This window comes from Ktedonospora formicarum (assembly GCF_016587355.1).
GTDB classification, from domain to species: domain Bacteria; phylum Chloroflexota; class Ktedonobacteria; order Ktedonobacterales; family Ktedonobacteraceae; genus Ktedonobacter; species Ktedonobacter formicarum.
In genome coordinates, this window is the sequence record NZ_BNJF01000002.1 from 1,220,133 (window position 1) to 1,241,654 (window position 21,522).

The following is a 21,522-nucleotide window of genomic DNA, read 5'->3' on the forward strand; positions in this document are numbered from 1 at the left end:
AGACTCTGTTTGCTAATGGGGGGAGAGAGTATGCCACGTGTTGTTAATGAGGCGGCGTATGAGGCTCGTCGCAATGCTATCCTGGACGCGGCTGAAAGAGCCGTCATAACCAAGGGATATGAGCAGATGGCGATTGCCGATATTCTGGGTGAGCTGAAAATCTCCTCAGGGGCGTTTTACCACTACTTTGACTCGAAGCCAGCGTTACTTAAAGCGATGGTTGAGCGTAGAGCGGACAAAGTAGAGCCGCTTATACTCTCCATTGTTCATGATCCAGAACTCAAAGCCCTTGATAAGCTACGGCGTAGTTTCGCGGTACTTGATCGAGAAAAGATTGAGCACAAGCAGCTTGTGTTTGCCTTCTTGCGCGTATGGTATAGCGATGAGAATGCGATTGTGCGTCAGAAACTCTATAGTGCCAGAATCAAACGCATTACTCCCTGGCTGGAGGCGATTATACGGCAAGGGATTGAGGAGGGGGTTCTGACAACTGCTTATCCCGACCAGGCTGCCAGAGCAGTCCTCTCCCTCTTCGAAGATATCGGGTTTGCCTCGGCTGAATTGCTCCTCGGCGAAGAGAGCTCGCCAGAAGATTTGCCGCGTCTGCAACGGCTTGTTGAGGGTTCGGCTGATGCAGTCGAGCGTGTGCTGGGTGCCCCAAAGGGAAGTATACATGTTGCCTCACGCGAAGAGCTCACTCAGTGGTTGTTTCCTGCCGAAAATCTAGCGGAGAACAATGTTTAGCTTGAGAAGCTAGAGCAGAGCATGAGATCTGTGCCCTGCTTTGCTGAGGATTGTGAGCGATTTAGGAATGAGTGTATTGAAGGTGGTTAAATCAAACCACCTTCAATACACTCATTCCTTAGATTTGGGCTTCGCCTCCATCAACGAAGAGTTCTATCCCATTAACGAAGCTGCTCTCATCCGATGCTAGAAACAGGACAGCTTTCGCGGTTTCGTCGGGATCGCCTAACCGGCCTAACGGTACCATATCTGCGAAATGCGCCAGGAGATGCCTGCGCTCCTCCTCATTTTTTGCGAGGCCATTGAGCCCTGGAGTGTTGGTTGGGCCAGGGCTGATAGCGTTAACACGGATACCGCGAGATTTCAGGTCCAGAACCCAGCTACGCGCGAAAGAGCGTACAGCGGATTTGGCAGCGCTATAAACGCTGAGTCCTTCGACACCTGTGACGGTAGTTGTCGAGGCGGTGAGAATAATTGATCCCCCATCCCGCATGAGTGGAAGGGCTTTTTGAACCGTAAAGAGCAATCCTTTGGCGTTAGTGTTCATTGTCTGGTCGAAATGGGCTTCTGTGATGCTCTCCAGTGCCATTCGTTCTCCTCCGCCTGCATTGGCGAAGATGATATCAATGTGATTGTGTTGCTGCTTTACCGTCGTATAGAGGCGGTCAAGGTCGGCGAGATTGGCGACATCACCTTGAACTGCGGTGATATTGTGCTCTACTTTCTTGACTGCCGCGTCAAGCTCGCTCTGGCGGCGACCAGTGATATATACATATGCGCCCTCAGCGACGAAACGCTGAGCAGTTGCAAGCCCAATTCCTGTACTTCCTCCCGTGATAACGGCAACTTTTCCTTCAAGTCTTGGCACGATAAAATCTCCTAATCTTAGTATGGGTTCATTAGGAGCCACAGGTAGTGGTTCCGGGAAATAGTATAGGGGGTGCTCTATGTTGTACCAAGTGTAAAACTACACCTGGATTGGCCTGTCGTCTATGGAGCGAGCTTGCCTGCCCCATTTTAGGAGAAGATGTATGCTTGAGTCCGATTCCAATATTGCGCGGAAATTACCAGTGATAAGAGACGTCATTGAGACGATAGAGAGGTTACGAATCGCGCGCCAGGATGAGGTGAGAGATTGCCCGCATCCATTGCTCAAACGCTTTACTCAGCAGGAGTTAACGGATGAAGCATGCCCAACCTATAAGAATTTGCTGGTTGGGCGCTCACTGAGGGTTCCGAGCCGCCAGACTTTGATGCAGATTGCTCATTACCTTGAATGCAGCATGGCTCAGCGTAACGAACTGTTATTAGCTGCGCGTTATCTTCCAGAGAATCTAGAATTAACGGGTTCCGACCTTCGGCAGGTATTAGAGCAGGGGAGGCAGGTCATGGATACACTGCCCTACCCTGCTCTGCTTGTGACGCACACTCTGCATATTGAGGCTATTAGCGGGAGTTTCCAGCGCTTATTTGAGTTCCTACCACTCTCCGAAATTCCAGAGACACAGCGCTATGTGCTTCCTTTATTTTTTCGTCATGATATGCCAGTTCGAAAGCGTTCGAGCTTTAATGACGAATCTACCAAAGCCTGGGAAGTTGGGGTCGTTCGGGGCATCCAACTCTTTAAGCAGAGCAACAGATTATACCAATTTGAACCCTGGTATCAAGAACTCGTTGAACGGTTCTGTGCTGTTGCCGACTTTCGTATGTATTGGGAACAGGGCGAGATCCTTGATCAACATGACGAATTACCAAAGCAGCTTCTCTGTAGAAATACTATTACGGGAGAATGGCAACCAATCCAACTTAAACAAATTCGTATCTCTATCTGTAGCCAAATGTATCCCTGTCTTATGGCGCTCTTACCGTTAGATGATGCCGCGCGGACTGTATTCGCGGCTCTCAATAGCATCGAGACATCGACTACCCCTGTCGTTCACAGTTTTTAAAGTTATGTTTCTGAGTGGTGTGGAAGATTTGTGGATAAGTGGTTGAGCGCGAGCCTTATCTAAAGGCTGGATAGTAGGGGGGATCTACAGCTTCCGGCCAGAGTTGGGTGAGCCGTTTAGCACACAGGCGTAATGTGTTCCCTAGAGCCGGAAGGTGGTTGGCATACTCCAAAGAACGAGTGGCGTTCTCCATATAAAGCAAGAAGCGTTGCCTATCACTAAGTGCCACGATGTTCTGGTCCTGAATCAGTAATTTCTCAAGCGAACAGATCCACTTATGGAAGAACAGTACCCAGGTGATGCATGCCTCAGCCATACTGTGCTTGAAAAGAGTATCATCTGAAGCGGCTGGACAGGCGCGAGCCAGTTCGACTCGATAGCGATCCTCAAGTCGCTGAACCAGAGGATCAGGTATGCGGTAGACACACCAGCAGGTGGGGAAAGGCATATGAATATATGCTCCTTCAAGCAGCGCATGCATATACGTAGCACCCTCAAAGTCAATCAAGCGCCATCGTTCGCCGTCAAAGAGGATGTTGTCTGGCGCCGCATCCGATTGCACAAAGCTTAAGAAAGGGCCAGGGTTGGTCAGGGCTGTAATCAATCTCTCAAGCTCATGGCTTGCGCCAGGCTGAACTGGTACATCGAGGAGTCTGGCAACCTCTTCCAGGGTTGTGGGAAGCCAGAGGAAGGTGTAGAAATCGTCGGCGCTTTTGGTGGGCCCAAGGTACTCACGAATGCGTAGATATTCATTTTGATGGTTGATAGAGAGCGCGTGCAGATGACCATGTAGCTTGGCATAAGCCATCAGCCCGGCCTCTGCGGCGTTTGGATCATCTCCTAGCAAGAGATGATCCAAACGGGTTATCTGCTGGATATCTTCCATGACAAGCAGACCTGTCTCGCGCTCGCCTCCATATAGCCTGGGGGCGAGTGGTGAGGAGGTCACTTGATCGAGGAATTGCAGACTGGCCCAATCATTGAAGAAGTACCAGGTTGCGTCGTTGGTGCTATGAGGGTCAAATGTTTCGCTGTTTATATGCTTTACGATGATGCTCCTGGGAGCTGTATCAGGCCCTTCTAATACGCTAAATCGTAGCACTTTTGAGCGAGCACTGCCGCCCAGGTCTTGCGCTTCACCAAGGTGTATAGGACCGCCAAATGTCTTGGATAGAATTCGTTCGGCGCGTTGGGCGGCACTTTCCATATAGCTATCCTTTCTGTTGTTGATATTCGTAGGTCCAGTGATAGGAGCCAGAGCCTACCTCTATTAGCTCGCTCTCTCGCCCAGGGAGGACCACGTGAGCGGTGGTATTGGGCGGAATTACGGCCTCGACGCTGAGTTTATCATCTTCTAGCCTCCAGGCCACTTTGGAGAGGCCGTAGGGCGTGCGGTGCTGAGCGCTGGCATGCGTAAGATCGCTACCGGGGCGTGGTTGGATGGTGATGCGGCGGTAACCGGGCTCGGCGGGAGCGAGGCCAGCCACAGTGCGATGCAACCAGTCGGCGACGGCTCCCAGCGCGTAGTGATTGAAGGAAGTCATGGAGCTGGTGTTAATTGTGCCATCCGGACGCTGGCAGTCCCAACGCTCCCAGATGGTGGTGGCTCCCTGGGTTACTGGATAGAGCCAGGAAGGACACTCGGTCTGCATCAGAAGACGGTAGGCGACGGCTTCTTCCCCAGCGGCGCAGAGGGCGTCACAAATGAGCGGTGTGCCAACGAATCCCGTACTGATATGGTAGCCACTCTCTCGCACCAGTTCCGCCAATCGCTTACCCGCGCGCTGACGATGCTCTGTAGTTTCGAGTAAATTGAACTGCAAGGCCAGCGCGTAGGCGGTCGTGCTGTCACTGAGAACGCGACCGCCTGGCGTGACGTACTCCCTATTGAAGGCCACGCGTACCTCCTGAGCCAGTTTGCTGTAGCGCTCGGCATTCTCGGTGTCTCCAAGCACTTGCGCGGCTTGACTCAGCAGTTCAGATGAGTAAGCGAAATAGGCGGTAGCGATCAGGTACTTGTCGGTACGGGCATCATCGGCACGCTCGGCTGGGGCGCGGGGATCGAGCCAGTCACCATATTGAAAGCCCGTATTCCATAGCCGAGTACTACCGGCTCTCTCGGCTATTGTATCGACCCAGGCGCGCATACTGGCGAATTGGGTGGCGAGGATGCCAGCGTCTCCGCTGCGCTGGTAGAGTACCCAGGGTACGACCACGCCAGCATCACCCCAGGCAGCCGCTGGCGGCACGTCCTTGTCCAGAAGATTAGGAACGACAAATGGCACAACGCCACCCGCATCCGCCTGATCGAAAGCGACATCAGCTAGCCAGGAGGTCAGGAAGCCTGCCGTATTGTAGAGAAAGCTAGCGGTGGGTGAGAAGACCTGGATATCGCCGGTCCAGCCCATTCGCTCGTCGCGCTGGGGACAATCGGTCGGAATATCTACAAAGTTGCCACGCATACTCCAGATAACATTGGAGTGTAACTGGTTGAGAAGCGAATTTGAACACTCGAACCAGCCAATGCGCTCCATATCGGAGTGGCAGACCACGGCGCGCAGATTATCAAGCTGAAGCTCGCCGGGCCAACCCTCCACCTCGGCATAGCGGAAGCCGTGGAAGGTAAAGCGTGGTTCCCATGTCTCGGTGTCGCCACCTCGTAGTGTATAGTGATCGGTTGCTTGCGCGTGGCGTAGGAGGCGTGTACAGAGTTCACCATCTTCCAGCACCTCGGCGTGGCGCAGGGTGATTGTTTGTCCAGCCTCGCCGCGAACTGTCAGGCGGAGCCGTCCAACGAGATTCTGTCCGAAATCGATGATAGTGCGTCCACTCGGTGAGGTTGTGATGGATAACGGGGTGACTAGCTCAACGCGGCGAACTGCTGGCCCTGTGGGCGCGACCAGAGTATTGAGATCACGCTCCACAGAGCGAACTGGGAACCAATCATGGTCGTCATGCCCTGGTGTGGACCATCCCGGGTGGTCCTGGCGAGCGTCATAGGTTTCACCGTCGTAGATACCGCTGGCAAGGATGGGACCGCGAGCCGCGTGCCATGATGGATCGGTCACAACGCGCTCTGTTGTGCCATCCTCGTAGGTAAGCTCAAGTTGAGCCAGTAGAGCCAGCTGGTCCCCATAGTGGTTGCGTTGCCCACCATTGAAGCCGAGACGCCCCCTATACCATCCATCGCCGAGCATGGCTCCGATGGCGTTACGCCCCTCATGCAAGTGGCTTGTGACGTCAAAGGTCTGGTAGCGGAGGCGATGTGTGTAGCTGGTCCATCCTGGTGCCAGGGTATGATCGCCTATGACGGTGCCGTTGAGGTGAGACTCATAGAGTCCCAGGGCTGTGACATAGAGCCGTGCTTGTTTCAGGCCGGGTTGCACATCGAATTCATGGCGCAGGAGTGGGTGGGCTCCGGGTTGGGAGGTATCCTCCTCCCAATCGGGTGTCACAAAGCGCGCGCTCCAGTCATCTGGCGAGAGGAGACCAGCCTCAACGGAGTATAGGGCGCTCCAGTCCGAATGCTGCCCATTACTTTCATGAATGCGCAGGCGGACCGAGAGACCTTCGCGGGAGTGGAGTGGCTCAAAGGGCCAGGGAACAAGCACTGATTGCTCAGAGTCAACCAGACCAGTTTGTCCTTTTAGTTCTCCATCTGTAGTATAGACCTCAAGCTCGTAGCCGCGCTGCCGCCAATTGGGAGTGGTGGTCTCAATTGTCCATGATAGGCGAGGCCTGTCTGTACCTATACCGAGCGTATCCTTAAGGTGTTCGAAGCGCAGATTCGCGATAGTGGTCTGGGATATCTTGCTGTGGGTTGTTGTCGTGGAGGGTGTAGTTTGGGAATCATGTTGATCAGTCATTGATCGCTTGCTTCCTTTCGCCTGACTAATGCACGGTCAAGTTTGAGTCACTATAAATCGGTAAGTTAAGCCATGTCAAGTCAAGCAAGCGGGTAGTTATGAGCTAAATTATGTGAAAAATCGCCAGCTAAAGTGTCGTAAGAGTAGATAAAGGTGTGCAGGTTGTAAGCTATGATGTCTCGCTTTATTATGGCTCTTGCTGCCTGGGAAGCGGGCGGGGTATGATGTTGTTGGGCTGTCAGGAAAAGTGGGATGGATGGCGTCTTATACTAAGGATGCCTCTTTACCAGTGGGGGACGTTTAAGCATAACTTCGCTCCCAGGCGTATCGAAGGGTCCTGTTGAGTTACGATTAGATATTGTTTGCGATTAACATATATAGCATATAAATATAGAAAGAGCTTCGTGAAACATGGCGGACAATCATAGTGAGCCGAAACGCGGAAGCGACGAGTTCATTAGAGAGCGAGTCAGAGCGTGGGTACATCGAGCGCTGTATGAAGGTGAAGGCGCGCCGTTAGCGGAGAAAAGACCAGAAGTTTGCGAGCCTGGTTTTCCGCCTATCGATACCGTGATTGTATTGCAGGATAAGACCCGGTCAATCAAGCAGTATAAATTATATAAGCTGCCATGCAGTGATGCTCCACTGCCTTCGAATTCAACGAGTTCTACTGAGAAGAGATAAGGGAGAGTCATATGGCTTGTGGATATATATGTGTCCATAAGCTATACGACCCTCCTTTTCTTGTGATATTCTGCAAGAAGGAAAAATAATATTTTGAAACGTATGTTTAGGAGAATCGATAAATGCAGGATATCAATGCATGGAATAAGAATGTTATTGATGAGTTTCGGGCCAATGGTGGTAAGGTGGGCGGACCTTACGCGGGCGGTCGGCTGTTGCTATTAAATACAGTGGGCGCGAAGAGCGGTGAGAAGCGTACGACCCCGCTGGGATTTGTTGATGATGGCGATAGTTATGTCGTCGCGGCATCGATGCTTGGCGCGCCGAAGCACCCAGCGTGGTATCACAATATAGTGGCGAATCCTGAAGTTACCGTAGAAATAGGTGGCGAGGCCTTTACTACTACAGCTGTCATCGCCAGTGGTGAGGAGTATAGGCGACTCTTCGCCAAATTTAATGAGGTGAGCTCATTTCTTGCTGAGCATCAGGCGAAAACGACGCGCCAGATTCCGCTGATTGTGTTGAAGCGAAGCGCTGACTAAATCTTAGTGCCTGCATGTTGAGAGAGCATTCGAAGAAGAGGGATTAGTAAGTGCTAACCCTCTTCTTTATTTTTGGAGGGGCTTCAAAGCACTTTGTAGGCCTGACATTGCTCAATCGTATATTGGAGCAGGGATAGGGTACTTTCTATATCGGATTCTGGGACTTGTTCGGGGTTATGCTGATTGTTTAGCGCTTGTTCGATAAGATTGGTCCATTGTGAATCCAGATTTGATTGAGCCCAGTGGGCAGCAGTGGGCTTGGAGGCGACTGTGGCTGTGGTGAGCGTGAAAAGAAGTCGGCAGAGGGTTAAGACGACGAATGCCTGGTTGTGGCGGACACGTAGCCAGTCTAGCCAGGAGGGATCACTCCTGGCCTGCTCTTGCCACATCTTCGGAATTGTTGGGACGGCCCGGCGCATGGTTCGGGGGGTGATGGGTTCGCTCAGGGTGTGGGGATTGGGACCTGCCACCCTTATACCATGCTCGCGAAGGGTGTAGCACTGGAAGAGCCAGCCCTCTTCTAGAGGACCCTCGAAGAGGGCTGTTCCCTTCTCGACCTGTGGATAGCGTGTGGTGGTTGGTGTATGATGTTGCAATACTTTGAGAGGAATGTAGGCTGCCTCTAGCTTTGCCGCCCAGGGCGATTGGCTTGCGTCGAAGCGTTTGTGTATCTCCCGTAGAGCTGTGATGTGATGATCACTAAGTGTACCTCTGGTAATCACAATGAAATCGATGTCGCTGGTGTCTGGATCGAAGCCACCCAGAGCCAGTGATCCATAGGCATACATACCGACAAACTGATCAGCTAGCGTGTTCTGTGCTATGCTTGCGAAGGTGTGCAAGACCGCGTTAACATCGTCGTAAGGTGTTGGTTGGGCCTGAATGGCTAGTGCCTCCGGCAAAATAGGTTTTTCTTCCATACTTTCCTCCTCCCTTAATTGTATGATAGTTTCTTATCTACCGTATATCCTCAGATTATCTGCCAGGGTATCTCCAAGGTGCTAGAAGTAATGTTGTATGTAGCTAAGTAATCTTGATGAAAGCGAACCCCTGAAATATACAATACTGCACGTTGATCTATTGCACTCCGGGTGTGGATGAGTTATGAATTTATAGGGGTAAAAGGCTAACGAGTCAGATTGTACTTCAATTTAGTGGTTTGCCACAAAGGCAGGGAGGCTGGCATGCTTCTTCTTCGACTCATTGGAGCCGTCATCGCAGGCGTATTCATGGCTGTTTTTGGGGCTCTCGTCTGCGGTCTTCTAGGAACGGTTTTTTATGAAGTGCTCTTTACGCATGGGGCATCGCTCTCTTCGTTTGATCCTACTGATATGTCCATGTCCAGTCCTGGCACGCTGATTGGTGTCGGCTTGGGTTTACTTATGGGGCTGATTGTTTTTGTGCGGAGTGTGAGCTATGCCTTCAAGCGTGACCGTCTCTCAAGAGGGGCATGCGCGTTTCCGCGCTTGTAAGCAATATTCAGAGTCGCTTCGTAAATAATAATGCAAGCTCACCTGGCAATGGTTATACTGTGTATACGGTGCGCGCCGAGTGGCTTGATCCTCGCACTGGTTCGCGCTATCGCTTTAAGCAGGATAAGAACTCGCGCCCCGTTGTCCGCGAGGGCGAATATGTAACTGTCCAGATTAACCCTCAAAACTATAATGATTACCATATGGAACTGTAGCTTACCGTTTCTGTCATCTTCAATAATCATTCCATGGATCATAATTTTTAAAGAGGGTCAATTATGTCTGCTTATGCTGCTATATTAGTATTGGATACGCGAAATACCCTCACTTCCTTTGAAGTACTTTATAAATAGGAAAGGGAGTTCTGATGCAGCAGAAACAACGAATTGTACACCTCTTTGTTTATGATACATTCTCCGATTGGGAGCCAGCCTATGCTATCGCGGCCCTAAATAATCCATCCTGGCAGTCACGGTATTGCGTGCGAACTGTAGGCGTTAGTCGCGAGCCCATCAAGACGATTGGAGGGTTGACCATCATTCCCGATATGGCATTGGCAGAGCTCACGCCTGCGCAGAGTGCTATGCTGATCCTGACTGGAGGTGAGGGTTGGACGGAAGGCAAACGGGATCAAGCACTTGAGTGTGCTCGGGCTTTCCTGGAAACTGGTGTACCAGTCGCGGCTATTTGTGGTGCTGTAGATGGGCTAGCTTGTGCCGGGCTGCTTGATGATAGGCGGCACACAGGCAATATTATCGACGCGCTCAAGGCAACGGGATATCGGGGTGAGGCGCTATATCAGCAGGAGCGAGCCTTCACGGATGGCGATCTTATCACCGCAGGAGCCACGGCCTCGCTGGAATTTGCTTATCACATCTTGAAACGGCTTGAGGTCTATACCCCTGAAGCCCTGGAGGCGTGGTATGGCCTCTTCAAGACCGGTGATCCAGCATACCACTTCGCGCTTATGCGTGCTTTGGGAATAGGAGTATAAGCCTGAAATTGTCTTGAAATAGGGTCAATTTTGGTGCAATGCTTGTCCATTGTACTTGTACCATAGTATACTGCGAGTATCAAGCGAAACGCATCACCTCTTCTGTGTATTGTTGGTCTGACACTCGTCTCTGCGAAGCTAGTCTCCATCCGGGAGACAGTTGACGCGGATGTGTGCCAACTAGTGGTACGAAGAAGAATGAAGCGTGTTCTCAGCACTTAAAAAAATCATCAGGCATCTCTCAAGAGAGAAGGTGAGTCACGTGCGCATGCACCTGACTGGTCGAAACTGGTTCAACGCACTCTTCGTCGCGATCGTTGCGATACTCTTCGTGGCACTAACTGGTTGCGGCATTCCGCCGCACGCCCGGCCGGGGGTCGCACCCTCGGCGCCGGTGAGCGACTCGTCGATGCCGCTCAACCAATCAAGGGACAAGCCCTCGGCGTCGGCGAGCCCGACGACCGATCCCTCAGCGCCTGTGAAGCCTTCCGCGACAGGTCCGCGCACGATCTGCATCTCGCTGACGCGGGAGGACCTGACGGGCACAAGTGGACAGGCGACTCAGGTCGAGGGTGAGATCAGCGGGGTCGACGACGCCACACTGACCCTGTCCATCAGCGGCACGCAGACCGTGGTCACCGGCAGCGGGCCCGTCAAGGTGACGGGCTCCTCCCCGTTCGGTGGCAAGCACACTCTGAAGCTCACGGCGACCGTGAAAGGTCACGTGGTCGGTACCGCGCTCAACCAGACCGACTGGAGCAGTGGGGTGCGCAACTGCGTCACGATCAAGGGTGACAAGATCATCGGCTTCGAGGGGCGTGCCCATGCCAACGTCGTGAACGACGCTGTGGAGCACGTGCTGCTCGTCCGCGGCGAGGACCGTGAGGTCCGCAACACCGGCGGCGTGGATGCACTCACCGGTGACGGCAAGCCTCTGGTGGCCCAGGACTGGCACCCGGTGCCGGCCAACGGGTACGCCACCGAGACGAACGTGAAGGTGTTCGGCCCTCCCGTGGATGCGGGAAAGGACCAGGGCATCGTCAGCACCCTCATCGCCCAGCTCGACGCCGGGGCACTGGTGAACAACTGAGAACGAAGCGAGAAGGCTCCGGGAGTCGCCAGCAGCGCAACGCGCGGCGATCCCCAGAGCCTTCTCGTGTATATATGCGAGTGAGATCGTGGGGGAAGCGGCGCAGTCCGAAGCTCTGCGCCTACATATGGGGAGAGGAAGTTTTTTGTGTGGAGATTGGGTTATTGGAATTCGGGTGAGCGCCAGGGCATCTCCTGAAGAAGCCATGTGTTGCCATCAGGGTCGCTAAAAGAGGAGTATTTTATCCCCTGGTCATGTTCATCAACCTCGCTCATGTGAATGCCACGGTTGGCAAGTGCTTCACGAGCTTTGTAAATATCCCCTACAACTAAGTGCAGAGCCTTTATGGTACCGGGCTGCATAGCTGAGATTTCGCCAAGTCCGGTGCCGATGACGATTGAGCAGTTTGATCCAGGTGGAGTGAGTTGCACAACACGCATTCCATTCCTCTGTACATCAACGTCCACATTAAAGCCAACCTGCTCCACGTAGAATTCCTTGGCGCGATCAACATCCGCGACTGGTATTGGCACCAGCTCAAGTTTCATGTCCATTCTGATCCCTGTTCCTTTCTTCATTAGCACAATATCGCTTGCAATTCACAAGTGTCTGTACTGTGTTATTCTGACGGAATGTCGTAGATGTGGAAGAGTAAAGAAACGAAACGACACTTTCAAGTGACTTTGAATTTGCAATGAGCGGGGTTCACATGCGAGACTGAAGGGAGTGTAAAGCAAAGGAGGGACAATGTGAGCAATTTTACTGGAAAGGCCGTCTTTGTCACTGGCGCGGGGACGGGCATTGGCTATGCGCTCTGTCGGGCCTTCGCGAATGAGGGCGCAACGGTCGCGCTGAACGATATTGATGCGGAACTATGTAGTCGGGCTGCGCAAGCGTTGAATACTGAACTGAAGATTGAGTGTGTCCATCCATATGCGGGTGATGTTGCTGATGTAGATAGCATTCGGAGCATGTTTCAAAGCTTCGCGGAGAAAGCAGGTGGGCTAGATATTGTGATTGCCAACGCTGGCATTACCAACTATGGCTCGTTCCTCGACTATACTCCCGAAGCCTTTGACCGCTTAACAGGTGTGAACCTGCGTGGAAGCTTCTTTATCGCGCAGACAGCCGCCCGCATCATGATAGAAGCGCAGACTCCTGGACGCATTATTTTGATGTCGTCTGTTACTGGCGTTCAGGCTCACCTGAATTTGAGCGTGTACGGCGTGAGCAAGGCGGGAATTCGCATGATGGCGAAGAGTATCGCGCTGGAGGTCGGTAAGTATGGTATTACAGTCAATGCTATCAGTCCTGGCGCGACCCTTACTGAGCGAACACTACAAGATGATCCCGATTATGAAACGCATTGGGCAGAGGTGACACCAACCAGGCGTGTTGGCTATGTAGATGATGTGGTGGCAGCCGCGCTTTATCTCGCCTCGCCTGGGGCGCGCCAAGTGACAGGGCAAACCCTTGTGGTTGATGGGGGCTGGACGCTGCATAGTCCTCTGCCTGATGATATGCCTGATCTACCTAAATACTCTTCGCGTTTAAGATAAGCAATATGCGAGCCGCTAACACTGGATTGCATGGTTGAAAAGGAGAGCAATGATGCCGATAGATCCTAGCAAACTAAGGAGCCAGCACCTGCGCTCCGTGAATCATCAAGGCGACGCCTTGCGGATGGGTATGAACTGGACCGAGGAAGATCTGAGCAAACCTCAGGTACTTGTCGATAGCGCCTATGGTATGGGTCATCCGGGCACATTCCACTTTCGCTCGCTTGTTGAAGAGGTGAGTAATGGTGTCTTTGAGTCAGGTGGTAAGCCGGGCGTCTTTACTGTCAGCGATATATGCGACGGTGTCGCTCAGGCGCACTCAGGTATGTCGTACTCTCTAGTCTCACGTGATATCATGGCGGCGATGATTGAGATTCACGCTCTGGGGCACCCCCACGATGGTATGGTATTGATCTCAGGCAATGATAAGTCGGTACCTGCACATCTGCTCGCCATTGCTCGCTGCAACCTGCCAGCTATTCACCTGCCGGGTGGTACCCAATTGAACGCGCCCGATTATGTGACCTCAAATCACCTCTGGCCTATGGGCATGGCTGTCGAGCGGGGAGAATTTGAACGGGAAGAGTTTGAACAGGCCGAGCATGGGGCATGCCCCACATGTGGAGCCTGCCAGTTCATGGGGAGTGCCAGCACGGGTCAGGTTATCTCGGAGGCGCTTGGTCTATCCTTGCCGGGGTCGGCCCTCGTGCCAGCGCCTCTCGCGCAACTTTTGCGCTATGCTCGCGCTACTGGTAAACAGATGTTGAGACTCATTGAAGAGGAGATCACACCCCGGCGTATTTTGACTCGCGAAGCTTTTGAGAACGCAATCGTTATCCACGCGGCGGTTGGTGGCTCCACGAATATGTTGTTACATCTGCCACTGATCGCGCGCGAGGCAGGGATTGAGATCACCATCGATGATTTTGACCGCATCCACCGTCAGGTGCCAGTGCTGGCAAATGTAAAGACTACTGGGCGTTATCCGGTTGAGTATTTCTGGTACGCTGGTGGTGTTCCCGCCATTATGCTAGAGTTACGTGATATGCTCCACCTGGACTGCCTGACCGTGACTGGTAAGACGCTGGGTCAGAATTTGGAAGAGATTGAACATAGCCGCTTCTTCGCCGAGCGCATCGGTTATCTGCGCAATGTTAAGGTGTCCCGGCGTGAGGTCATTCGTCCACGCTCGGACCCCTTCGGTAGTGACGGTGGGGTCGCGGTGCTACGAGGCAATCTCGCCCCTGATGGAGCAGTCGTCAAAGCCTTCGCGGTCCCGCCTGAAATGCATGTGCATGTAGGGCCAGCCAGGGTCTTCGATTTTGAAGAGGAGGCTATTGCGGCGTTACGGGAGCGCAAGATTCTTCCTGGCGATGTGGTGGTCATTCGCTATGAGGGGCCGCGTGCCAATGGCATGCCCGAAATGTATTTTGCCTCCGCTATCATCGCCGATGATCCCGCGCTCAACACCACTACCGCCCTGATAACTGATGGACGCTTCTCAGGCGCGATGAAGGGACCATGTATCGGGCATATTACCCCCGAAGCCCTCGATGGAGGCCCTGTCGCGCTCATTGAAGAAGGCGACCTGATCGAGATTCATATTCCTGAGCGTCGTCTCGCTGTGGTAGGAACTGGGGATCAGCATCTAGCTGCCGAAGAGATCGAGCGCGTATTAGCTGAGCGGCGAGCACGCTGGACACCACCCCCACCACGGCATAGTACTGGCATTCTTTCGCTTTTTGCCCGGGTCGCGGGTGGCGCATCTGAGGGGGCATCTCTGACATGAGATAAGAAACTTTGATGCAAAAGATATGTAGGCACTCAACTTTGATGAGTGCCTGATAATAGGAGTGTCATTGTATGCGCGAACGAATGATTGAATTGCCGTGGGCAGTACGCCAGAAGGTTGCGACGCTGGGCGAGGAGGGCTTGTGGTGGGTGGAGGGTTTAGGCGAACTTATTGAGGTGCTTGAGCAGGAGTGGGATATGAGTGTGGGCAAGTGCCTTGCGGGAGGCTCTGAGGCATATGTGGCGGAAGCCAGAATGGGGGATGGTTCAGAGGCCATTCTCAAGCTGGCTATGCCGGAGATGGTGGGTAATACTGTGTTCGAGAATGAGGTTCAGACATTTGCAGTCGCGGATGGTCATGGTTACGCCCGCCTTATCAGGCATGACCTGACTCGCCGCGCGATGCTGTTGGAGCGTCTGGGCACGCCATTAATGGATCTGGGATATGCTACAAACACACAGATTGAGATCATCTGTACAACGCTTAAGGCTGCCTGGACCCACCGTCCGCCAGCTTCACTGCTTCAGACTGGTACTGGTGTGGCTGAGGCATTGGCGAACTTTATTACAACGCTCTGGGAAGAACTTGGTAGACCCGTCTCTAAGCGAGCGTATCACAAGGTGTTATCTTTCGCACGCTCCCGTGAAGCGGCCTTTGATCCGCAAAGCGCGGTCCTGGTACATGGCGATGCTCATAGCGGTAACATACTGCAAGATCTCTCCCAGCCTCAACCCGCGTTTAAGTTTATTGATCCGGATGGCTTTGTGGCCGAGCCTGCGTATGACCTTAGCATCCCAATGCGTGAGTGGTGCGATGAATTGCTTGCTGATCCGGTGAGCCTGGGTCGCGAACGGTGTGACTATCTCAGCCACTTGACCGGTGTTGATCCACAAGGTATATGGGAGTGGGGCTTCATCCAATCAATGTCTCACGGGTTATTTCTGCTGAAGGTAGGTCAGGTGCAAGCAGGGCGTAAGGTGCTTCAGGTTGCCGAGGCATGGGCTAGAGTGTGAGTCTGAATGCGATATATGTGAGGAGCGATATTAATGAGGCGGTAGAGGAATGGTGGAAGTGGGAGAAGACGATGAAGCGACACCCTTTGCCTTGGGGCTCGCTTCATCATAGAGGTTAATGCTACATTGTTGTGTTGCTGGCATGGGGCTTATGTCCCTCTAGAGGCCGTACTAAGAAGATCGTTCCCGCGCTCAGGAGCGCGATGAAGGCCATGGTCAGAACGAAAGCAAGTGCGATGCCCGTGCCGCTAATGGTCAGCACCGCGTAGATCAGACCGATAATGGCAACTCCCAACGTACCAGATATCTCAAGTGTCGTGGTGTAGATGCCCGACGCAGCCCCTACATGGGCCGCTGTGACTTCCTCAACCGTCTTTGGCATGAGTGGCGTGTAGAGCAGGGCATGGCTGAAGCATAGGACGAAGAAGGCTATCAATATTGGGAATACACCCCAGCGTGCTTCAAGGTATTGAGCTGCAAGTAAGACCAGGGCATAATTGATTGTTACCAGGCAAGCGGCAATTGAGATGTTGCGTCGACCCAGGCGAGGCAGAATTAGAGTGCTGGCGCTGGAAGCCAGGATGAACGCGATGCTGCCAACCACCATTGCCAGACCCGATTGTAGTGGTGTGAAATGTAGCCCGGTTTGTAGATAGATTGAGAACAGAAAAATCATACCATTCCAAAGCGAACCATCAAGCAGATTGGTCAGGTTACCAGCCGTGAACTTATGCAGCTTGAAGAGTTCGGGAGAGACCAGGGGCTCTTGCCCCTGTTTTGCTGTATATTGCTCGTAGAACCAGAAGGCAACGACACAAGGTAGCGATAACGGCAGGCAGATGATGGTCCATAGCGGCCAGCCGGTATTACCTCCCATGATAAGGGGAAAGGTAAAGAATACCAGTGCCAGTGTCAACAGAGCGACGCCGCCATAATCCAGGGTGTGTGTGGCGGGTTCCCTAGATTCTTTAATAAAAAGTATCGAAGCCACCAGAACGATGAGACCAAAAGGTACGTTGATTAGGAAGATACTACGCCAGCCCATACCCAGGACATTCGCCACGATGAGTCCACCGCCAAGTACCATGCCTACGACTGAGGCCAGACCCAGGGTCGCAGCATAGGCGCTCATAGCTACTGGCCGCTCCTGAGACGAGAAATTATCCTGAATGAGTGAGAAGACCTGTGGGGTCATCATTGCTGCCGCCGTGCCCTGCAATACACGAAAGACAATCAGTAGCAAGGGATCTGGCGCGAAGCCGCAAAGTGCTGAGAAGGCCGTGAAGGCTCCTACGCCAATTAGAAACAGACGCTTGCGCCCATACAGATCACCCAGGCGACCACCAAGGACGAGCAAAGCAGCGTTGGCTAGAGTGTAGCCAGCAGAGATTAATTGCATCTCCGCGAAACCCGTATGTAGCTCGTGCTGGATGGTTGGAATGGCGACATTAACAATAAAGATGTCGATTGCCCCCATCAAAGTCGCGCCTAGTGCGGCGGCTAGCATGAGCCAGCGCTTTGAATCGAGCACTTTCGCAGTAGTTTTTGTTTTAGTCGTTAATTCTGCGTTCATGGATATTTGTTTCTACCTTTTATTTGCATATATGCTTTATAAGTAACTAATTCATGATGTATACAAGTGTGTTTGCGTTGTTGGGGTTGATGCCTGATTGATACTGAACCAGGCATCAACTGATCTGGATGTGAGGTTTAGATAGGGTAGCCTTTCGTGCCCTGGAGACCCTTGAGGACTGAGATCTCGCCAGTCATATTGTCGACGTGCCCCAGCACCATGCGATTGAGGATGACGCCGACAGTCATGTGCCCCAATCCGAAGGCGGTTAGATCCAGGTCGCGATCCAGGTCCTCGTCAGTCAAGGTCGCGAGGTAAGCGTCGGTGGCAGCATGGACCGCCTGGGCGTAGCTCAGTGTTTGCGGCAGGTCGATCCGCACGCTCCGCGCCCACTCTGGCGAGCTCAGAGGTTGAACGTCGCTGATACCAGTCTTATTTGCCCACTCGGAGGCGTAGAGGGGCGCGCCGCCTTTGAGTACCATGTTGATGGCTAAGTCCTCGCTAGCAATGGCATGGACATAGGTCGCTGCCAGAGGATTCGCGGTGCCGAGAGGAGTCCAGTGAGCTTGCTCCTCTGTCACGCCTTCCATAGTCGCTCCCAAAAAGCCATGAGCCTGCTGAATTTGTTCTCGAAGAAGTGTTGTTGCTTGCATGTTATCTTATCCTTTCGTCCTGTTGAGCTGAACTTATTGGATCGTTTGGCATTGATTCTAGCGCGAGTAGCGATACGCTCAGAGCGCGGACCTTTAATAGCGCACCATAGAGGGCGGCCTGGTCCTTTACAATCCCCGAGAGGAGTGAGGTCCCGTTCTCTTCATGCGTGATGCACAGCCCTCGAAGTCTACTTGCCAGATGGGATCGATATGCCCTTTCACACGTATCTGTATCCACATAGGCGCTTCCTTTTCGTGAGAAGATTTCTTGTTTCGTTTCTCACTGATAGGAGTATAGCCGGTTGGGCCTAGGTTGGTCTTCGCCAGAATGCGTGATTGAAAGGGTGATTGCGCTCGGAATGTTGGGAGAATGAAGGATGATAACCTGTCCACCCAACGGGTGAGATTAGAGGAGATTCAGGTGTTGGGCGGCTCGAATCGCTTCGGCACGGCGGCTTACATTAAGCTTGCGATAAATACTGCTGACCTGGGTCTTGACCGTGTTAGGCGAGACAATCAACGTTTGGGCAATCTCGGCGTAGGTCTTGCCCTCGATCAGCAAGTGTAATACCTTCTGCTCTTGTGGGCTGAGAGGTTCGTAAGTTTCTCCCTGTGAGGTATAACCTGTATGCTGAGTTGAGGTTGTGTTGTGGGTGATCGCGGAGGAGACTGGCTCTTCGACTATGCGTCCTTGCTCGAATGTGGCGCATAGCGTTGCGGCCATAGTTATGCAGGCTGGTGGAAGGATGAGTCGCGCATAGCTTCCCTCGGGCGCGAGGAGGCGCTGAAGCACGCGTGCCATTAGCTCGCCCGCGTCCAGATAAACGCGAATGTAGCCTTCTGGTTCAGTCAAACGTAACAGACGTGTGGTAGTCTGCATTGCCTGCTCACTCTCATTCTGTCCTTCAAACGCGACTACCTGAAGCGCAAGAGCTTGAGCAAGCTTATTGATTCTTCCGCCGCGCTCGGCACCATTTACCAGAGCTGTCAGGATCTCTTGTGCGCCCGTGTAGCGCTGCTGTGAGAGGTAAACGCGAGCCAGGATTAAATCTTCTTCCCAGGCAAGTGCGGACTCATAGGTGTTTGTAGTTTGTATGCGTTGAGCAGCCCAATCGCTTGCTGAATCGATGTTTCCTTGAGCGAGCCAGAGCCGTACTCGCGTGCTTACCATGTCAGGGATATATAGTCCAGTAATCTGCTGTTGGGTGTTTTGCTCGACTACATGGAGTGCCTGCTCAGCGTCAACGACGTTGCTTTCGTCGAGCGAGAATTGTAACCAAAGATTATGCGCGTCGAGATTCAGGGCCAGGTATTGCCAGGTGCGCGCGTGCTCTAACGCAGCCTGTAACTGTGCTTGTGCCTCCTCGCGCTGCCCCCAGGACCAGTAGATGCGAGCCAGTGTGAGATGAATGTAGCCTTTTATTGAGAGAGCCTGTATGTCCTCATACTCTAGCAGGTTTAGCGTTTCCAGGCCAATCCTTCGTGCCTCGCGCAATTGCCCTGTCTCATAAGAGAGTTGTGCCAACCACTGCCCTATCCTCAGGAAGGCATAGACCTTCTGCTCATGCTCGCTCAGTTTGCGCGCCTTGAGAAGCATGGGCATCAGGAAGCTGAAATCAGTGATTGAGTTCAGGCTGAGAATAACGTTGACAAAGAGCGGAACCAGTTGCCAGAGCATCTCTTCTTCAATGGCTAGATCTTGCATCTGTTGTCCTTGCTGACTCAGTTGCACGATATCGCCTGCCAGGATGGACTTATTGGCGTAACTCCAGAGGTAGAATAGACGCACACGTCTCTTAAGCTGTTCTCGTTCCGCTGGTGAGAGTATGTTGGTCTTATCATCGTGAAGCAGGCGCTCCGCACGTGAGATAATCTGCTCTACCTTAACCAGCGCCTCCGATTGATATTCTTCAGGTGCGCCGAAAAGCTTGTGGAGCATGTGCAGGGCGGCTGTAAGACCCAGATTCAGGTGTTGACGTAAGACCGCTTCAGGGAGAAGTACAATCCAATCAAGGACAATCTTCGCGCCACCAGCCAACCAGATTGATTCGGCGGCCTTTTCCATTAACTCGGCGGCAGATGAAAGATCATTGATAGCCAGGGCATGTCTGATAGCCTCTGGCAGCGCGCCTTGTGCCTCATACCAGCGCGTGGCACGCTCATGTAGGGTCGGAACGAGTTCTGGCTGGCTGGCTCTAAGGTGGGTCAGCAGCATTTCGCGGAATAGATCATGGAAACGATACCAGTGCCTCTCTTCATCCAGCGCGATCAGAAAGAGATTGGAGCGCTCAATCGTTGCCAACATTTTCCGGCTTTCAGGCTCTGCCGTGACAGCCTCGCAGAGGGAGGCGTTCAGGCGCGTTAGGATAGAAGAGCGAAGTAGGAAGTTTTGTAAGGGAGGGGGCAATTGGTTCATAACCTCCTCTTGCAAGTAGTCCAGAATATAGCGCTGGCTGCCTGTGAAGTTCTGAACGAAGGCAGCGTGGTCCGAGCGCTGGCGCAGGGTGAGTGCCGCCAGTTGGAGACCAGCGATCCAGCCCTCAGTGCGTCTCTCAAGTGCTGTCACCTCGCTCTTAGAGAGTGGCAGACCTTCGCTATCAACTAAGAAGCGTGCCACTTCATCGCGCTGGAAGCGCAGATCCATATCGCGAAACTCGCTCATCTGACCACGCACGCGAAGGCGAGCTAGTGGCAGAGGTGGGTCGATCCGGCTGGCGAGTACCAAAGAGAGCGATTGTGGCAGGTGCTCAAGGAAAAAGAGCAGAGATCCATGAATAGCCTGCTCTTCGATCAGGTGGTAGTCATCGAAGACAAATACTGCCTGACGCATCAGGTCGTTTAGTTCGTTGAGAAGGGTGGTTACAATGACAGAGAGACGTGGTGGCTGAGGCGTGCGTAGCATCGCTAGGGCACTGGCTCCAACATCTGGCAATAGGGAACGTAGGGCTGTGATTACCGCGCTCCAAAAGCGCGTTGGATCATTGTCGAGCTCGTCAAGCGTAAGCCAGGCTACGTCGCGAGCTGTTTGAGTGGCCCATGAGCTCAGGAGAGTCGTCTTACCCCAGCCTGCCGAGGCGGAAAGCAGCACCAGGGGTCGCGCTAGAGCTTCTTCCATCCTCAAGTGCAATGCCTCACGCTCTACTAGAGTGGAGGGTAAGTGCGGAGGAGAGAGTTTTGTCGCAAGCAGCGGCTCAATCGATGGTGCTAAAGTAGCTTCTCTAGTTACAGATGGCTCATCAGGTATGAAATCGTGTAATGGTGAAGCTGTCTGAGCGAGCGACTGAGCAACCTCTTCCAGACGGGCTAGCGTTACCCTAGAATCCGGGCCAAGATAGCATTTGCCTGTACGGCGTCCACGTGTGCTATAGGCATACCAGTAGCCCGCACCCCGAGAGCGGGCCTCTTTGACCACACTAGCATTCCCGTAGCGTCCCTGGAAGGAGAAGGAGACACATTGTGATAGCCAGCCTCGCCACGCCTCGTCCTCATCCAGGGAAAAGCTTTGTTGCTGTTGTCCCCTGGTAGAGAGCTTATAACGCTGGTTCTCGGTTGACCAGGCAAGTATGTGGAGAGATGACCTTGACATTGTGG

The 21,522-nt window shown here is 53.0% G+C and carries 18 protein-coding genes; 10 read left to right on the forward strand and 8 right to left on the reverse strand.

The annotated features are described in order from the left end of the window. Nucleotides 1-30: 30 nt before the first annotated feature. Nucleotides 31-744 carry a TetR/AcrR family transcriptional regulator gene (locus K3T82_RS24120; protein WP_220196109.1) on the forward strand — a complete coding sequence of 238 codons (714 nt, stop codon included), beginning with the start codon at nt 31-33 and terminating at the stop codon, nt 742-744. 118 nt (nt 745-862) lie between these two features. Here the strand turns inward: K3T82_RS24120 and K3T82_RS24125 are convergent, their stop codons facing one another. Next, nucleotides 863-1,612 (reverse strand): SDR family NAD(P)-dependent oxidoreductase, encoded by a 750-nt coding sequence (locus tag K3T82_RS24125; protein ID WP_220196110.1) that lies wholly within the window; start codon nt 1,610-1,612, stop codon nt 863-865. Between the two features lie 163 nt (nt 1,613-1,775). Between K3T82_RS24125 and K3T82_RS24130 the strand changes: the two genes are divergently transcribed. Next, nucleotides 1,776-2,693 (forward strand): MmyB family transcriptional regulator, encoded by a 918-nt coding sequence (locus tag K3T82_RS24130; protein ID WP_220196111.1) that lies wholly within the window; start codon nt 1,776-1,778, stop codon nt 2,691-2,693. Between the two features lie 55 nt (nt 2,694-2,748). Here K3T82_RS24130 and K3T82_RS24135 read toward each other — a convergent pair whose 3' ends face one another. Together K3T82_RS24135 and K3T82_RS24140 are read right to left on the reverse strand one after the other, a co-directional pair. Then, nucleotides 2,749-3,900, reverse strand: coding sequence for a phosphotransferase family protein (locus tag K3T82_RS24135; protein WP_220196112.1), 1,152 nt, complete (start codon nt 3,898-3,900; stop codon nt 2,749-2,751). Between the two features lie 4 nt (nt 3,901-3,904). After that, entirely contained in the window at nt 3,905-6,559 is a 2,655-nt protein-coding gene (locus K3T82_RS24140) for a glycoside hydrolase family 78 protein (protein WP_220196113.1), read from the reverse strand. A gap of 806 nt (nt 6,560-7,365) precedes the next feature. Here K3T82_RS24140 and K3T82_RS24145 point away from each other — a divergent pair. Then, on the forward strand, nt 7,366-7,785 hold the full coding sequence (locus K3T82_RS24145; protein ID WP_220196114.1) for a nitroreductase family deazaflavin-dependent oxidoreductase: 420 nt from the start codon (nt 7,366-7,368) through the stop codon (nt 7,783-7,785). Between the two features lie 83 nt (nt 7,786-7,868). Here K3T82_RS24145 and K3T82_RS24150 read toward each other — a convergent pair whose 3' ends face one another. Continuing rightward, nucleotides 7,869-8,705, reverse strand: a complete 837-nt coding sequence (locus K3T82_RS24150) for an aminoglycoside adenylyltransferase domain-containing protein (protein WP_220196115.1) — start codon at nt 8,703-8,705, stop codon at nt 7,869-7,871. 264 nt (nt 8,706-8,969) lie between these two features. Here K3T82_RS24150 and K3T82_RS24155 point away from each other — a divergent pair, with 264 nt between their 5' ends. The 4 genes from K3T82_RS24155 (at nt 8,970) to K3T82_RS24170 (ending at nt 11,341) form a co-directional block, all read left to right on the forward strand. Beyond that, complete coding sequence (locus tag K3T82_RS24155; protein ID WP_220196116.1) at nt 8,970-9,257, forward strand: hypothetical protein; 288 nt, start codon at nt 8,970-8,972, stop codon at nt 9,255-9,257. Further along, complete coding sequence (locus K3T82_RS24160) at nt 9,236-9,472, forward strand: hypothetical protein (protein ID WP_220196117.1); 237 nt, start codon at nt 9,236-9,238, stop codon at nt 9,470-9,472. Before K3T82_RS24155 ends, K3T82_RS24160 begins: the two co-directional genes overlap by 22 nt. A 152-nt stretch (nt 9,473-9,624) precedes the next feature. Beyond that, entirely contained in the window at nt 9,625-10,251 is a 627-nt protein-coding gene (locus K3T82_RS24165; RefSeq protein ID WP_220196118.1) for a type 1 glutamine amidotransferase family protein, read from the forward strand. 205 nt (nt 10,252-10,456) lie between these two features. After that, the gene (locus K3T82_RS24170) at nt 10,457-11,341 is read left to right on the forward strand and encodes a hypothetical protein (RefSeq protein WP_220196119.1); all 885 of its coding nucleotides are present in this window, start codon (nt 10,457-10,459) and stop codon (nt 11,339-11,341) included. Between the two features lie 161 nt (nt 11,342-11,502). On the opposite strand, the gene K3T82_RS24175 is transcribed toward K3T82_RS24170, so the two are convergent. Beyond that, on the reverse strand, nt 11,503-11,895 hold the full coding sequence (locus K3T82_RS24175) for a VOC family protein (RefSeq protein WP_220196120.1): 393 nt from the start codon (nt 11,893-11,895) through the stop codon (nt 11,503-11,505). A 195-nt stretch (nt 11,896-12,090) separates the two neighbouring features. On the opposite strand from K3T82_RS24175, the gene K3T82_RS24180 reads away from it, so the two are divergent. The 3 genes from K3T82_RS24180 to K3T82_RS24190 all read left to right on the forward strand — a co-directional run bounded on the left by K3T82_RS24180 (nt 12,091) and on the right by K3T82_RS24190 (nt 15,705). Continuing rightward, nucleotides 12,091-12,900, forward strand: a complete 810-nt coding sequence (locus tag K3T82_RS24180; protein WP_220196121.1) for an SDR family NAD(P)-dependent oxidoreductase — start codon at nt 12,091-12,093, stop codon at nt 12,898-12,900. Nucleotides 12,901-12,952: 52 nt separating this feature from the next. Then, entirely contained in the window at nt 12,953-14,689 is a 1,737-nt protein-coding gene (gene ilvD, locus K3T82_RS24185) for a dihydroxy-acid dehydratase (RefSeq protein WP_220196511.1), read from the forward strand. A gap of 74 nt (nt 14,690-14,763) precedes the next feature. Further along, entirely contained in the window at nt 14,764-15,705 is a 942-nt protein-coding gene (locus K3T82_RS24190; RefSeq protein WP_220196122.1) for an aminoglycoside phosphotransferase family protein, read from the forward strand. 121 nt (nt 15,706-15,826) lie between these two features. Here the strand turns inward: K3T82_RS24190 and K3T82_RS24195 are convergent, their stop codons facing one another. The 3 genes from K3T82_RS24195 to K3T82_RS24210 form a co-directional block, all read right to left on the reverse strand. Beyond that, on the reverse strand, nt 15,827-17,278 hold the full coding sequence (locus K3T82_RS24195; protein ID WP_220196123.1) for an MFS transporter: 1,452 nt from the start codon (nt 17,276-17,278) through the stop codon (nt 15,827-15,829). Nucleotides 17,279-17,415: 137 nt separating this feature from the next. After that, nucleotides 17,416-17,931 carry a DinB family protein gene (locus K3T82_RS24200; protein ID WP_220196124.1) on the reverse strand — a complete coding sequence of 172 codons (516 nt, stop codon included), beginning with the start codon at nt 17,929-17,931 and terminating at the stop codon, nt 17,416-17,418. Nucleotides 17,932-18,337: 406 nt separating this feature from the next. After that, nucleotides 18,338-21,517 carry a winged helix-turn-helix domain-containing protein gene (locus K3T82_RS24210; RefSeq protein ID WP_220196125.1) on the reverse strand — a complete coding sequence of 1,060 codons (3,180 nt, stop codon included), beginning with the start codon at nt 21,515-21,517 and terminating at the stop codon, nt 18,338-18,340. Nucleotides 21,518-21,522: the final 5 nt, after the last annotated feature.

What these genes read in the sequence shown, in the direction of transcription:
- ilvD (WP_220196511.1), top strand. Translation starts at nt 12,953, where the DNA reads ATGCCGATAGATCCTAGCAAACTAAGGAGCCAGCACCTGCGCTCCGTG.
- K3T82_RS24160 (WP_220196117.1), top strand. Translation starts at nt 9,236, where the DNA reads ATGCGCGTTTCCGCGCTTGTAAGCAATATTCAGAGTCGCTTCGTAAAT.
- K3T82_RS24155 (WP_220196116.1), top strand. Translation starts at nt 8,970, where the DNA reads ATGCTTCTTCTTCGACTCATTGGAGCCGTCATCGCAGGCGTATTCATG.
- K3T82_RS24150 (WP_220196115.1), bottom strand. Translation starts at nt 8,705, where the DNA reads ATGGAAGAAAAACCTATTTTGCCGGAGGCACTAGCCATTCAGGCCCAA.
- K3T82_RS24175 (WP_220196120.1), bottom strand. Translation starts at nt 11,895, where the DNA reads ATGGACATGAAACTTGAGCTGGTGCCAATACCAGTCGCGGATGTTGAT.
- K3T82_RS24190 (WP_220196122.1), top strand. Translation starts at nt 14,764, where the DNA reads ATGCGCGAACGAATGATTGAATTGCCGTGGGCAGTACGCCAGAAGGTT.
- K3T82_RS24165 (WP_220196118.1), top strand. Translation starts at nt 9,625, where the DNA reads ATGCAGCAGAAACAACGAATTGTACACCTCTTTGTTTATGATACATTC.
- K3T82_RS24120 (WP_220196109.1), top strand. Translation starts at nt 31, where the DNA reads ATGCCACGTGTTGTTAATGAGGCGGCGTATGAGGCTCGTCGCAATGCT.
- K3T82_RS24195 (WP_220196123.1), bottom strand. Translation starts at nt 17,278, where the DNA reads ATGAACGCAGAATTAACGACTAAAACAAAAACTACTGCGAAAGTGCTC.
- K3T82_RS24200 (WP_220196124.1), bottom strand. Translation starts at nt 17,931, where the DNA reads ATGCAAGCAACAACACTTCTTCGAGAACAAATTCAGCAGGCTCATGGC.
- K3T82_RS24145 (WP_220196114.1), top strand. Translation starts at nt 7,366, where the DNA reads ATGCAGGATATCAATGCATGGAATAAGAATGTTATTGATGAGTTTCGG.
- K3T82_RS24140 (WP_220196113.1), bottom strand. Translation starts at nt 6,559, where the DNA reads ATGACTGATCAACATGATTCCCAAACTACACCCTCCACGACAACAACC.
- K3T82_RS24135 (WP_220196112.1), bottom strand. Translation starts at nt 3,900, where the DNA reads ATGGAAAGTGCCGCCCAACGCGCCGAACGAATTCTATCCAAGACATTT.
- K3T82_RS24210 (WP_220196125.1), bottom strand. Translation starts at nt 21,517, where the DNA reads ATGTCAAGGTCATCTCTCCACATACTTGCCTGGTCAACCGAGAACCAG.
- K3T82_RS24130 (WP_220196111.1), top strand. Translation starts at nt 1,776, where the DNA reads ATGCTTGAGTCCGATTCCAATATTGCGCGGAAATTACCAGTGATAAGA.